Annotated in this window: 13 protein-coding genes and 1 tRNA gene; 5 read left to right on the forward strand and 9 right to left on the reverse strand. The window is 52.1% G+C overall.

Going from position 1 to position 13,064, the window contains the following annotated elements; genetic code table 11:
• Positions 1 to 78 precede the first annotated feature (78 nt).
• Entirely contained in the window at positions 79 to 1,074 is a 996-nt protein-coding gene (locus tag MK110_11925) for an alpha/beta hydrolase (protein ID MCH2212004.1), read from the reverse strand.
• 838 nt (positions 1,075 to 1,912) lie between these two features.
• Here MK110_11925 and MK110_11930 point away from each other — a divergent pair.
• On the forward strand, positions 1,913 to 3,412 hold the full coding sequence (locus tag MK110_11930; GenBank protein MCH2212005.1) for a hypothetical protein: 1,500 nt from the start codon (positions 1,913 to 1,915) through the stop codon (positions 3,410 to 3,412).
• 135 nt (positions 3,413 to 3,547) lie between these two features.
• Here the strand turns inward: MK110_11930 and MK110_11935 are convergent, their stop codons facing one another.
• Complete coding sequence (locus MK110_11935) at positions 3,548 to 3,784, reverse strand: hypothetical protein (GenBank protein MCH2212006.1); 237 nt, start codon at positions 3,782 to 3,784, stop codon at positions 3,548 to 3,550.
• A 232-nt stretch (positions 3,785 to 4,016) separates the two neighbouring features.
• Here MK110_11935 and MK110_11940 point away from each other — a divergent pair, with 232 nt between their 5' ends.
• Complete coding sequence (locus MK110_11940) at positions 4,017 to 4,883, forward strand: carbon-nitrogen hydrolase family protein (GenBank protein MCH2212007.1); 867 nt, start codon at positions 4,017 to 4,019, stop codon at positions 4,881 to 4,883.
• A 131-nt stretch (positions 4,884 to 5,014) separates the two neighbouring features.
• Positions 5,015 to 5,347 carry a hypothetical protein gene (locus MK110_11945; protein MCH2212008.1) on the forward strand — a complete coding sequence of 111 codons (333 nt, stop codon included), beginning with the start codon at positions 5,015 to 5,017 and terminating at the stop codon, positions 5,345 to 5,347.
• A gap of 200 nt (positions 5,348 to 5,547) precedes the next feature.
• On the opposite strand, the gene MK110_11950 is transcribed toward MK110_11945, so the two are convergent.
• Both MK110_11950 and MK110_11955 read right to left on the reverse strand, forming a co-directional pair.
• A tRNA-Lys gene (locus MK110_11950) sits at positions 5,548 to 5,620 on the reverse strand.
• Positions 5,621 to 6,155: 535 nt separating this feature from the next.
• Positions 6,156 to 6,446 carry a hypothetical protein gene (locus MK110_11955; GenBank protein ID MCH2212009.1) on the reverse strand — a complete coding sequence of 97 codons (291 nt, stop codon included), beginning with the start codon at positions 6,444 to 6,446 and terminating at the stop codon, positions 6,156 to 6,158.
• Positions 6,447 to 6,682: 236 nt separating this feature from the next.
• On the opposite strand from MK110_11955, the gene MK110_11960 reads away from it, so the two are divergent.
• The gene (locus tag MK110_11960) at positions 6,683 to 7,651 is read left to right on the forward strand and encodes a nitrilase family protein (GenBank protein MCH2212010.1); all 969 of its coding nucleotides are present in this window, start codon (positions 6,683 to 6,685) and stop codon (positions 7,649 to 7,651) included.
• Positions 7,652 to 7,732: 81 nt separating this feature from the next.
• Positions 7,733 to 8,023 carry a YunC family protein gene (locus MK110_11965; protein MCH2212011.1) on the forward strand — a complete coding sequence of 97 codons (291 nt, stop codon included), beginning with the start codon at positions 7,733 to 7,735 and terminating at the stop codon, positions 8,021 to 8,023.
• Positions 8,024 to 8,283: 260 nt separating this feature from the next.
• Here MK110_11965 and MK110_11970 read toward each other — a convergent pair whose 3' ends face one another.
• The 5 genes from MK110_11970 to modA form a co-directional block, all read right to left on the reverse strand.
• A complete protein-coding gene (locus tag MK110_11970; GenBank protein MCH2212012.1) occupies positions 8,284 to 9,063 on the reverse strand; it encodes a HesA/MoeB/ThiF family protein in 780 nt (259 codons plus the stop codon).
• Between the two features lie 175 nt (positions 9,064 to 9,238).
• Positions 9,239 to 9,520: a MoaD/ThiS family protein gene (locus tag MK110_11975; GenBank protein ID MCH2212013.1), complete on the reverse strand. Its 282-nt coding sequence runs from the start codon at positions 9,518 to 9,520 to the stop codon at positions 9,239 to 9,241.
• Positions 9,517 to 10,158 carry an ATP-binding cassette domain-containing protein gene (locus MK110_11980; protein ID MCH2212014.1) on the reverse strand — a complete coding sequence of 214 codons (642 nt, stop codon included), beginning with the start codon at positions 10,156 to 10,158 and terminating at the stop codon, positions 9,517 to 9,519. The genes MK110_11975 and MK110_11980 overlap by 4 nt, the downstream gene beginning before the upstream one ends.
• 135 nt (positions 10,159 to 10,293) lie before the next feature.
• Entirely contained in the window at positions 10,294 to 11,193 is a 900-nt protein-coding gene (locus MK110_11985) for an ABC transporter permease (protein ID MCH2212015.1), read from the reverse strand.
• Positions 11,190 to 12,839 (reverse strand): molybdate ABC transporter substrate-binding protein, encoded by a 1,650-nt coding sequence (modA, locus tag MK110_11990; protein MCH2212016.1) that lies wholly within the window; start codon positions 12,837 to 12,839, stop codon positions 11,190 to 11,192. The genes MK110_11985 and modA overlap by 4 nt, the downstream gene beginning before the upstream one ends.
• Positions 12,840 to 13,064: the final 225 nt, after the last annotated feature.

Here is a 13,064-nt window from a genome sequence, read left to right on the forward strand (position 1 = left end):
GCGTATTCAGACGCTTCACTGGTCTGGATAACATTTCGGCCGTTCCTCTGCTCCTTACGGAAACCCTCACTACAGCAATCACCGATCCAGGGCACTCGTACGGGACTTCCAGGGCGTTGGCAATTCGGTTAAACGTTTGTTAAGAAATTTTTTTAGATCTTCCTGAACAACGGTTCCTACCCGTCCCTTCAGAAATCCTGCTCCATTTGCCGGTGCCGACCTGGTTGACCGAAGCTCAGAATCGTCCTCACCTTTGAGGTCGACAACGGTGAACAGTTTCTCTGCATATTTTTGTTCGGTTGCATCTTCTGATGAATGGTAGATCCGAAAAGCGATTGCCCTTCTCGGGTCACTGAGCGGCCGCAGGATCTTCGTGTGGTTGAACCCTCGCGTCGACCGCGGACTAAACATAACAATCGCCCGAACATCCTGACCACGTGGAGTACGATCAGCCAACTTGCGTGCGTCCTGGTATGGCGGTCGCAGCCAGTCGTTCAGAGCAAACGCTGCCCCAACAAGAGCACTTGCACCGTCAGTAATGATCCCCATTTTGCGAATGTTGAGTTCCTGCAGATGATGCTGTTCCATCAGAAAGGCTTTCACGGCCTCCATGTCACCAATGACCATATTACGATAGTCGCGCGGCAAAACTTTCTTTTGTCTTTTTCCAAGATCTTGTTCGGGTTTGCTGTCTCCATGTTTTCTCAAGTCGACTGACAGGACGGCAAATCCGTTCTTCTGAAGGTGCGTTGCCAGTTCTGTCCAGACCCGCCGTGTCGGCCCGGAATCAACATCGCCGTTCGCCGCAGTCAGAAGTACAACAACCGCTGCCTCTTTACCTTTATCTGATTTGAAATATGTAACATGAACCGGCCAGTTGTCGACAGTCGTAAGGATATGGTCGGACTTTGCGTCATCGATCGTTTGCCCTGACGCACTCAACGATGTAACAATCGTCCAGGCCACCACAAACGTGACCACTACCATGTGATGCAAACGTCGTTGAGCACTCCAGGCAATCCGGAAACCGCTCCCGCCCACAACTCCCGTGCGACCACAAATCCCGGTAATCATCATAATCCCTCCCAGGACTGAAACACCGCACACCGTCCCATCAGGACTTCAATATGGTCCGGTCCGACGTCTGATAGACGATTCGCTGTCTGTTTCAGAACCATGGTCTAGTCTACGACTGACACGTACCCCGGTCAATAAAGTCAGTTACCATTGTAACTTACGACACCTTACGGTACTCGTCCCTCATCATTGGTATCGTCTGATTCAGACAGCGCCCCCGGAGCTGAGAATCAGCCTCGATGAGCAACCCAATCTCCTATATTCCTCGGAAAATAGATCAAATTTGCACCGTATTTTCGGTATGATTTTTAGACTGAACCTAAAAGGACTTCTGCGAAACCTCCCGACTGCGTGGAATGTTCCGAATAATTGCTGTCGTCAATTTCCTCCAGAGTTTCTTCCGGTTGTGTTTGCCGTTTCTACTTGCGGCTTTTGATTCGGGACGGAAGACTCAATTCACAGTCACATAAATGTCCCACGCTGACTTCCGCAACAGCGTCGGTCATCAATTTCGCCACAAACCATAGTGGCAAATATATTTTCTCCTCCGGACTGAAACCGAACAAAATCCAAAAATCACCGCGTCCGCCTCTGCTGATGCCGGTGAAAACCCCGCAGTTCAATGTCAGACAACTTTCAATCATGCCCGGGATGTGATTCGCTGATTCTGGCAGATACGCCCTCCTGCCCTGAATGCGGATACGAATTTCCGACTCAGACTGACTCCGCAGAAACGAACCAGTCCGAACAGCTTAATACCGTTCACCAGGTTTGTCAGACTTGTGGAGACGAGGTTCCCAACGGTCTCGTGCGGTGCTGGTCATGCAATTCGTTCATGCGCGAAGATATCGCACAAAAGTATCAGGACCTGGTCAGCAACCCGCAAAAGATCACCTTCAGTGATGTTCCAGCCGGCGAACGTACGGAAACCATCCCTCCACGGCCCGCGCGGGGAGGGTACGCAAGAATCCTGGATGCGGATGAGTTCACACTTAAAGATGAAGCGTCTGAATCGGCCGATTTTATACTAAAACCTGAGTCTTCAGACTCAATCGCTGCCACATCACCCAATCTGTCTGTGTCGGAAGCCTCAGTTTCGGTGGCAGAATCCGCTCCGGAAAAGGTGCCGCCTCAAGACACTCCGGAGACATCCGGAAATTCCGAAACAGCTGTACCGCAGACTGCAGACGTTAGTGAAAATGATTTGCTCAGAGTTGCTTTGATCCAGGAACAAGAAGCTGTTCTTCGAAGACGGGACAGACGCGCAACCATGAACCGAAATCGCATTTTAATCCCCTGCCCGTCATGTGGCGTATGGTTGCGTATCCGTGAAGAACAGTCGGGCAAAACCGTGCGGTGTCGAAGCTGCAAGTCGGCCGTTCCTGTACCGGCCCTGAAAAGAAAAGTAAAGAAAACAACCAAGACCCAGTCGGCTGCGATCGAATTCGACTGGCTTGAAGATATTCATGTACATTTGATTTCACCCACTGACATCACGCTTAAGCACGGCAGCCTGCAGGATCAGTTTCAAACAGCGGACGCCGCCTTCGATACCAGAGGTCTTCATCTGATCACACTGGCGGAGCCACCCAAAAAGAAGTCTCTGTTTTCACGGCGTACCCAGAACGACTTATCTGAGAAACGCGAAGAGATCCGCAACCATATCGGCAACACAGGTAACTTCGCCGATATTCCTCACGGTAAAGTCCACACCGTACCTGCCACCGCAATGAGTTCGATTCGCCTGGTACAGCCCATTCGGCTGGCCCACGAATCAATGTTTGCCGGAGTCCCCGTGTTTGGGGATGGTCGCGTGGTGATCTATCTGCCGCTCGAACTGGATGAAGGACAGCAGGCATTCTGTTCCATGCCCCTAAGCCTTTGGCGACAGGTGGCCTTGCATTTCCAGAAGGCCGGAGTTGATTTGCCAACTGAAGCAAACGGTGTGCCCGAGTCAGAGGTTCACAAAACTCTGCTGTGTCACTATTCCCAGACGAAATTTGAGTCGGTTCAGAACGTCGAATATTACAAAACCGACAACAACTTTGAGCTGGAATTGTCCGGATACCAGTGTGCTGCCTGCGGAATTTCCGTGTCGGAGGATGCACGGGCCAAAAACAAACTTGGCGGTGCTTCCGGAAAAACGATCGCCAAAGCCAAATGCCCAAAATGCTCGGCGAAGTTCGGCAACGAACCAGTATTCAGAATCAGTAAAGCTCCGGAAAGAGCTTCGCTCGAAAACGATGATAATCATCCCGCGTCCACCGTCGACACGAAGGCAGACAGTGAATCGCAAGTGACGGAATCCACGTCCGACAATACTCAAGCCGAGTAACCGGAGTCAGGTGAGGGTTCCACCAAGACAATGACCGATCGGTATCCCAGGCACGATTAGAGACGGCATCGTCTCTCGGCTTCAGGTGGTCTGTGTTTCCGAGAATGATCAGCCTATTCTCTAGTAGACCGCAGTTTAGAAATCGCTGTCCAGGGACGCACGCTCCGCATTGTATTTACGCTGAGCTGCAACTTTATTGGTTAGCGGAAACTCCGGACCGGACGGGAAGTACTGCACGTCATCTTCCAGGTAGTTAGGAGACGGCAACGTCTGTCCGCCAATCGTAGTTTGGCAGCCTGTCAGGCAAACGCTGGACGCAATTGCGATAATGGCTGACAGTACAAAGACTGTTTGGCCTTGAGATTGCTTCACCGGACCCACCTTTGAGTTTGATTCCATACAAAGTTCACACGGTTGCAACAGGTATGTGCCCCGTACGTGAAAGTGATGACAGGAGATATTCACCATTGTCATCGGCCTTCAACTGTTTGTCATTTGGCACAACCCGCATAATCGCTGCAGATTGTTTCAATTGGACGGCCGGCACCACCACCGACTGGCATATTCTGCCGGTGCGCCCGAGTGCGGCATCAGGAACTAAAAAATGAAGATCTCCGCTGTTCAGACCGACATTTTTCTGGGCGCCCCGGACTCAAACCTACGGACACTGGAACGGCATCTGGTCGCCGAGGCGTCAAGGGGCTGCGAGCTGATTGTATTTCCGGAATGCTTTGTGTCGGGTTACTGTTTCGGATCAAAAGAGGAGGCCATACTAAACGCTCAGCCTCTCAACGGTCCATTCACCGAATCCGTAGTTAATCTCTGCAGCCACAACAAATGCAGTGCGGTGTTTGGCATGGTTGAGCGTGATCAGGACGACATCTTCAATACTGCCGTACTGACGGGGCCACAGGGGATTATCGGTTTTTATCGGAAGGTCCATCTGCCCTGGCTGGGAGTAGACAGATTTACTACGCCTGGCAATGCCCCTTTCCGAGTGTTTGATATCAACGGAGTCCGTGTCGGAATGTTGATTTGTTACGACGCCGGATTTCCGGAAGCCGTGCGCAGCCTGGCACTCGATGGTGCTGATATCGTCGTACTCCCGACGAACTGGCCACCTGGCGCCGAACAGCTTGCAGCACATGCGATCAACACACGTGCCATGGAAAATTCAATCTATTTTCTTGCCGCAAATCGCATTGGGACCGAACGCGGCTTTCAATTTATCGGCTCCAGTCGAATTTGTGATACGACCGGAAAGACATTGGTCTCGGCCGACCATCGCGACGAATCTGTTCTGCGTGTCTCAATTGATCCCGATCTGGCGCGCAACAAACGCATTACCCGCGTTCCCGGAGAACATATCATTGACCGAATTGCGGATCGGAGACCGGAGATGTACGGACGTCTCTGTGAACAACATTCGTTCTCCCGACCTGGCCGCGATAACGATCCTGCTGTCAACTAATACAATTCAGACACCGATCTGTAACCTAAAGAGAATCTGCATCGTCACCGGTAAAACATCCGATGATAGTCAATTTCGGCCGCAACCTAAAATTCACACCGGGCAGTTCACAGTACCTGTTCTGAAGAAGGATGACTGTAAACACCGGCGTCAAATCCCGGGTGTCGTTTTCGAGTCTTCGGCTTCAGGCACTCATGGAGTCCACTGTTGTCAGTATCAGCCTAAAGCATTTCAATCAGCTGACACTTAAGAAAACGATCGATGGGCGATTTCCGGCAACAGTCGGAACTGGCGGCACTGTTGGTCGACTCTACAAATTGCCCTATCAATATACGCTGACAATACCAACGACCGGCCTGATCACCTGCGACGGCGACCGAAAGAAATGCAGCAGTTTCTCTGACGTGCTGACAACAATGACGGCCCCCTTTTCGAAGTATGTCCCCACCGCGAAAACATTTTGACCTGCGTCGTGCATTCGACTTCCGCTGGGGGAGATGGGTCGTGCCAATGGTGCTCAAGGAACTCATGCGACATGAAAGCGTGACGACAACAGAGAAGTTCCACGTCGGCATCAATATCCAGCAAACGCTCTGATTCCTTCGCGAGGTGACACCAACCAAAAAAGGGTCTCAGCAGAAGGCTGAAACCCTTTAAAAGACAGTGAGGGCGCAGGGACTTGAACCCTGGACCTACGGATTAAAAGTCCGTTGCTCTACCAACTGAGCTACGCCCTCCGAACGCTGTAAATTTACTGCCCAAGTGGCGTATTGGGCCTTTCACAATTCCGAACGTTGCCCCCCGAGTTCCCCCCGGAGGGGGCGGCAGTTTAGCAGGAAAGTACTCGCCCACAACCTCGGACGCGCACTCGCACACGGACGCATTCAGCATTCCAGAAATTCCGGGAATTCCGGGAATTCCGGCACAGCGTTAATCAGTGATTCACTCTCTGTCGAGACCATCGCGACTGAGGTAGAGCTCCCGCAACGGGGATCACGTTCTTCACCCCGTTTACTGACACTCCACGCCCAACCTTCATGACAGGTGACACCCTACGGCCGATGGTCATCCGCAAGCACCTTTTCCGGCTCAGTCTGTTCTCTTCCAGAGATCGTAAATACCACACTCGAAGAACGCGTCCGTTAGGTCCCGTCACTTCCACAAACTGCAGCACCCGGAATTATCAGCAACCAACCGTCCGGCATGACCAACAATTCAGGACATCGCAGATCCAGACCGTCTGTCCCGTCCAACGCCACTGACTGCCAGGTCTCAGCGTCTTACAAGAAAGTCCCCGAATTTTTCACCTGCCGTGCCATGCGCCACAGCTTCCCGAAAGACACACCACCATCCATTCTGAATACGACACAGGTCGGTAAATACTTTGTGTGCTGCAACCGCCCGTATTTCTTTTACGGAAGCCAGTTCGGGTTCGCGGGCACTGACATCAACCGGTGGAAGGAGACATACGTCTACAATCGCCAAGCCCTGAACAAAGTGTTCATTATATCTCAGGTTCTTTACAGATGCCCTGAGGATGTTAATGATACGGTTTGATCTCAATTGCTGCGGGTGGTTGCCGCAATGACTGGTTCGGCAACAAAGTTTGAGCCGGACTCAACACATCCTGCCGAACCTTGGCTCTATCATACGTGTTAGTTCCCGGCCGGATATTGAACCGCCCATAAAGGGCACAGTGCAGTCACATCACTGAACCATTTATGTGAACAGCCAGGTTAAGTCCATCCAATCACCCGCCGGACACGACAGGCCACATTTAACAGGAGTATTCAATTCACATGAATGATTTTCGGGCTGCGGCCGTTCAGTTCAATCACGTGCCGGGAGATAAAGCTGAAAATCTAAACACGATCGTGAAATTTGTTCACAAGGCCGCTTTGCAGGAAGTCCGGCTGATTGTATTTCCTGAAATGTGCATTACCGGCTACTGGCATGTGCGAAAGCTGTCACGTGAACAAATCAATGATCTTGCGGAACCCGTCCCCGACGGCGATTCTACCCGAAAGCTGCTCAGCTGGTCGGCGGATAATAACATGACAATCGGAGCCGGGCTGATAGAACGCGGTGACGACGGACAACTGTATAACTCCTATGTGGTGGCTATGCCGAACGGTCAACATGCCTGCCACCGAAAGTTGCACTGCTTTATCAGTGAACATATGGCCAGCGGGAATCAGTACACCGTGTTTGATACACCACAGGGATGCCGAATGGGGGTACTGATCTGCTACGACAACAACATTGGTGAAAATGTACGGATAACGGCCCTTCATGGAGCTGAACTTCTGCTTGCACCACACCAGACAGGTGGCTGCAACTCTGCAAGTCCCGGTTGCATGGGAACCATCGACCCCGGACTCTGGGAACAACGCCATGAATACCCGTCAAGGATTGAAGCAGAATTTCGCTCCCACAAGGGGCGTGGATGGTTGATGCGCTGGCTTCCTGCCCGAGCCCACGACAACGGCTTGTTCCTGGTTTATGCCAATGGTGTCGGGGTGGACGACAATGAGGTCCGGACCGGCAACGCAATGATTCTTGACCCTTACGGTGAGATCCTGACCGAAACCTGCCGGGCCGCCGATGACATGGTCGTTGCCGACATTGAAACCAAACGCCTTGAGATGTCCACCGGACGCCGCTGGATAAGAACCCGTCGACCACAACTCTACGAAAAACTGACCGAGTTGACAGGAAAAGAAACAGACACACGTGCTGTCCGTTTCGAAAATCAAGGTATCACATAAAACTCCTCTTGCCCGGACTGAGAGTTCCGCAGTCCGCGCGGACCCGCTCAGTATTCGATTGGAGACTCCAGGAAGAAGAACATGAACATCGATCAGCTTGAAAAGCACCGAATTGAACTGGAAAAACCGCTTCTCATCATCAAAGCATCACAGGGTCTGCTTGCATGCGGCTACCTGAACCTGGAAACATTCAACAAGACCGGAGAAGCCTGTGCCCTGGTCACAGGGGTCAGCAACTTTGATGAAATGCTTACTAAAGGTGTGTCCGGTGTTTCCTCGGCCGCTGCTGACTTAGGTGTTGTAGTCGGAATGTCCGGAAAGGATGCCCTGACCCGAATGCACAAAGGCACGACAGAACAACCAGGCATTTAAATTCCGGTGAACACAGAGGCATCAGCGGATGAGCCTAAACAACCGGTCGTCAACGCCGAATGGAATCATCCCCGGACTCCTCTCCAAAATAAACGTCCATCGTTCAGGACACCGAACGTCGGACTGAGCAGCGGAACAAACACAGCACCTTGAGTGTGCGGGAAATGCCTGATTGATCAGCCAAAATTGCTTGCCGACAGCCTGACCTGCTGATCAGCTTCCCGTGAACGACCGGGCTGGATTCACAAAGACGGATTTGATCACCCGTCTTGATGCCCCCGGACAACATCTCCACAAACCGCGCAATCTCTGCGACGTTGAATCGTGCGACGAGAAAACGTCATGGTTCGAAGATTGAATGTGAGCATGGTGCCGTCCAGCGGAACACCAAAACCACCGAGAACCTTGATTGCTTCCATGGCTGCCATACACCCAACTGTCCCGGAAACCGCGCCAAACACGGGAAACTCACGTCGCCACGCCAAAGGTTTCTCAGGGTGCAGACATGAAAGACAGGGGCTCTGTCCTGGAAACACCGTCGTAAGACTCGCTTCAAGGTCGTACATCGCACACTCGATAATTGGCTTTTTCTGACAAACGGCCTCCTGATTCATCGCAAAACGTTCATCGAACATGGGCGCACAATCCACAACCAGATCCACCTGTTTGATCAGTCTGTGTGCGTTCTGGGAACTTATATTTTCGTTAACAGAGATAATATTCAGACGTGGGTTCAACTCCAGCAGTCGCTGTTTCGCCGAATCGACGCGGGCTGTCCCCAGCGAGGAGTGAGTCATCAGGAGCTGTCGATTGAGATCGCTCGGCTTGACGTTTCCGGCATGAGCGAGAATCAAAGTACCAATTCCCGCCGCCGCCAGTTCATAAGCAACCACACTGCCCAGCCCCCCCACGCGGGATACAAGCACAGAAGAAGCCTTCAGTCTTTCCTGACCGGTTTCTCTAAAATCATCGACCCACATCTGCCATTCATAGGTGGCACGCTCTTCTGCATTCAGGGGAGTACGGACAGGCTGAGACATAGGTTGACTGACTAATCACCGGAATAAACAGACAGCGAGTGAACCGAAATGAATGTCTGACGCAGTGGTTTTAAGAATTGTCATTGTGAAATCCGGAAGATTTCAACGAAGGATTCCCCTCTGAGTGTGGCCCCCCCGCCAGGTATGACCAACAAACGAATACGGGGACAGCGAATTACCCTCCCGAAATCGGGGTCATTAATGTGAGAATGTCACTCTGGTTCAGCAGACTGTCAGCATGACGGATAATCTGCACATCATTCAGAAACACAAGAAGCGAAGGCTGAACTTCTCCGGCGGCTGTCAGGAGAACTGTTCTGAGCTGTTCACCATGAGCGTCCGCGACCTGGCGGATGCAGTCGGCCACGCAGCATGTGTCACTGACCTCAACGGTCTCAGTACTCGTTCCCGCGGCTCGTCCGGCCTGCGCCTCGTATTGTACTGTAATCTGTATCATCGGGTTTTCAGAACGGTTTCAAGCGGCACAATTTTTCCATCGACGAGCTGAAACACACAGTCTGCAAGCTGCCCCGCTTCATCAGGATTGTGAGTGACATGAAGCGTTGTCACCTGCTCCTTCCTTGAGATATCTTCCAGCAGACAGCACATTTGTTTTCGTGTTTCTGAATCAAGTGCACTGAGTGGCTCGTCAAGACATAAAACTCGCGGCCGAAACGACAGCGCCCGGCCCAGTGCAACACGCTGCTGCTCGCCACCGCTCAGGCCGCGAGGCGTCCGTTCCAGCAGATGTGAAATCTCAAGTGACTCGGCAAGATCACGAACACGTTCATCGATCGCAGTATTCGACACCCGTCGAATCAAAAGAGCAAATGCCAGATGGTCACGGACTGTCATTTTCGGGAAGAGTGCTTTGTCCTGCGGAACGTAACCAACACCGCGCATAGCCGGGTTCAGGTGTGTGACATCCTCACCGGCAAGACGGATCGTACCTGTCCTGATAGTGCGGAGCCCAAGAATACACTCGAGAATCGTCGTTTTACCGGACCCGGTCCTCCCCATCAGCACTCCATAGTTCCCCGCGGGAACGGTCATTGAGACTCTGGAGAGGTGGAACTCACCGGATTGAATTGACATGTTTTCAATTGCAATCATCTGTTTGCAGGAACTCCTGCTGCTCCATATCAGCACCTGAATACCGGAACCGGCGTAACTGGAATACGCGAGGACTCGTGCTGTCCTGAATATAGCGACTAAAGAACTAATAACGCACTACAATGTAACGTCGCGCAGTCCCCATCGGCGAGTGATCACCAAAACGGTAACGGCAGCCAGAATCATAATCAGTGAAACAGCAACAGCCGCTTCAATATTACCAACGTTCAGTTCGAGAAAAACCGAAGTCGACAGAACCTCCGTTTTCATGCGTGTTGCGCCGGCGAAAATCAATAACGGCCCGAATTCCCCAAGGGAGCGGGCCCACGCCAGCGTGAATGCCGTCATCATTCCACGGGAAGCCTCGGGCAGGACAACCGCCCCAAAGGCCTGCGCCCGCGAACAACCCAGCGTGACTGCAACCTGTTCTGACCGCGGATTGATATGATCAAATGTCGATTTCATTGTTCTCACCGCAAACGCACAGGCCACAGAAAACTGGGCAAGGACAACTGCCGGCAGCTGATACACGACATCCCGGGCAATCCACGCAAATGGCCGATACTGAAACAAAATCAGCAGACTCAATCCGACGACGAGGGGCGGCAACACAATTGGTATATCCAGAACCGCATCCAGCAGTCGCTTTCCCCGAAACTGATGACGCGACAGCAAATAGCCAATTGGCACTGCCACAAGCAGTGAGAAAACGGCGGACAGCGTGCACGAAATCAGACTCAGCCGTATCGAATAACGAATCTTCTGATCCGACAGAGCCGCGGCAATCGGATTTTCGATCAGAAGTTTTGTCCATGAATGGGCAGCGTCAGCCGCTTTGACCGATTTTTCAGCCATGTACCAGGTGTCAGCAAACAGCATAGCCAAGATGAATGACACGTAGGTTCCGCCGATGATCCCCAAAGAAATCATGAACGCCGTATTGGAAAGCGTCACATCGCGGGCATCGGGAGTGTGTGCTGATTTGTCCTCGGCAGCAGCAACAGATCCGTCACTCATGGTGCCACACTCTCTATGTCCGCTGTGGCTGCCTCGCCAAGTCGAAAACCGAAACCCACAGACTCAAATGAGTCCGGAGAGTTCTCAATTCGCCTGAACAGCCTGCGAAGCAGGAATTTGTGTTCACTCGTTTTAGCGATGCTGATCGGCTGAATGGCCATTTTCACTGGTGACTCTATTCGAATAATGTCGACCGCATCCAGGTTCGGTAACACATCGGAATAATAGGCGATGGCCGCATCGACGTGTCCGGTCACCACATCAGGAACCAGGTGGGCCGATGACGATTTTTCAATCACTGTTACCTGGTCATCGTTTTGCTGTTTTTCAGCAAAACGTTCATACACGCCTTCGGTCTGCAGCAGTCTGCGCGTCAGTGCGCCAATCGTGCACTGCGACGGTTCACCAACGGCCACACGTATCTCGGGTTTGAGCAGATCTGACAGTGACCCGACTTTCCTGCTGCCCTTGGGAACGGCGATCACAAGATCAACGTCGGAAACATTCGCGGCTTCCTGAAACCAGCTCTTAACATTTTCCAGGTAATGCAGATCACAGGCCATATAAACGTCCGGAAATCCCAGGTCAGGACTCTGTCCCTCAATTCCCTGCATACGACTTGTGAGAATTCCACAGCCATCATAGATCGTGTTAACGACCACACCTTCCTGCCTCTGAAATTCTTCCACAATCTGTTCGGTTGTGCGTCGGTTCACAGCACCACAGAAAAAATTAACCTGCGGCACGTCCGACCAGATGTCGCCGTCAACCGCTTCCGTTCCATATTTTGAAAAAGTTTCGAGGCCCCTGTCGCGTGCTGAGACATATCGGGCAAACCTGTATGCTGAAGGCAGATCTGTCGAAGACTTGAGTACTGCGATACTGATCAGATCAGGAGAGCCGTTCAGCTCGGGAAGGGAAATACTGACCAGATCTTCCCGGTACTTCGGCATAGCCACAGTTGAGTTCCAGACGATCGCCGCGTCAATATTTCCGAGCTTAACGTCAGTCGCAATGTCATTCACGGTTGGCTTAAAAACCCCGGACTGTCTGACGTGCTGTTCCAGCTGATCCCAGCAGCTAATACCGCCAATGTTCAGAGGACTCAACTGCCGGCGCGTCGCTTTGCCAACCGCTGCCTGATCAGGATTAGCAACTGCCACCCGAACACCGTCCCGAAGCAGGTCCTCGAATGAATTGATCGTTTGTTCGGAATCTCTCCGGACAGCAATGACAGGCCGCTGATAAGCCACCGGCACTGTGTCCATCGCCAGCCCGAGTTCAATTGCCTTCGTTGTATAGAAATCATCAGCGGCGAGATACACATCCACCTCGTTGAATCGATCTGTCTGCAGCTGATTCAACAGAGTATTTGAACCGTTGTACTGTATCTCCAGAGTGACACCGAACTCAGACTCGTACTGGCGGGCAATTTCTTCCATCGGCACTCGCATCCCGGCTGCCGCGAAGACGATAAGCCTGTCCTGATCACTGTCCCGATTTTCCGGACCGAGCCGCATCAGAAAGATTAAAACGCAAATCAGCGTCACAGCACCCAGCAGCAGTCCCCACATGGAGTTCATCCGACCGGCACAAACACGACGACGGGACTCAGACTGAAAGATGCTGAACAATTGGCGAGACATATTTCGCGGGCCGTATGACTTTCAGTGGTTTGGAAGATGTTGACGACAGGACGATATAGACAGACCGCAGTCGTGTCGACACATACCGTCTCCGCATCCGAATTCATGACCGAATGCTAAAGCGAATGACGGATGAGAATATCCACGCAGACAGCTCAGACAACTGAATACGGGGAGCAATCCGGACCTGACTGTAATGTACCTCAGACCTGCCTTTTGCTGCGT

Origin of the sequence: Fuerstiella sp., assembly GCA_022447225.1 — a bacterium.
In the GTDB taxonomy this organism is placed as follows: domain Bacteria; phylum Planctomycetota; class Planctomycetia; order Planctomycetales; family Planctomycetaceae; genus S139-18.

Excerpts from the sequence above, each read along its gene's own strand:
- MK110_11925 (MCH2212004.1), bottom strand. The coding sequence starts at position 1,074 with ATGATTACCGGGATTTGTGGTCGCACGGGAGTTGTGGGCGGGAGCGGT.
- MK110_11930 (MCH2212005.1), top strand. The coding sequence starts at position 1,913 with ATGCGCGAAGATATCGCACAAAAGTATCAGGACCTGGTCAGCAACCCG.
- MK110_11940 (MCH2212007.1), top strand. The coding sequence starts at position 4,017 with ATGAAGATCTCCGCTGTTCAGACCGACATTTTTCTGGGCGCCCCGGAC.
- MK110_11945 (MCH2212008.1), top strand. The coding sequence starts at position 5,015 with ATGACTGTAAACACCGGCGTCAAATCCCGGGTGTCGTTTTCGAGTCTT.
- MK110_11960 (MCH2212010.1), top strand. The coding sequence starts at position 6,683 with ATGAATGATTTTCGGGCTGCGGCCGTTCAGTTCAATCACGTGCCGGGA.
- MK110_11965 (MCH2212011.1), top strand. The coding sequence starts at position 7,733 with ATGAACATCGATCAGCTTGAAAAGCACCGAATTGAACTGGAAAAACCG.
- MK110_11970 (MCH2212012.1), bottom strand. The coding sequence starts at position 9,063 with ATGTCTCAGCCTGTCCGTACTCCCCTGAATGCAGAAGAGCGTGCCACC.
- MK110_11975 (MCH2212013.1), bottom strand. The coding sequence starts at position 9,520 with ATGATACAGATTACAGTACAATACGAGGCGCAGGCCGGACGAGCCGCG.
- MK110_11980 (MCH2212014.1), bottom strand. The coding sequence starts at position 10,158 with ATGTCAATTCAATCCGGTGAGTTCCACCTCTCCAGAGTCTCAATGACC.
- MK110_11985 (MCH2212015.1), bottom strand. The coding sequence starts at position 11,193 with ATGAGTGACGGATCTGTTGCTGCTGCCGAGGACAAATCAGCACACACT.
- modA (MCH2212016.1), bottom strand. The coding sequence starts at position 12,839 with ATGTCTCGCCAATTGTTCAGCATCTTTCAGTCTGAGTCCCGTCGTCGT.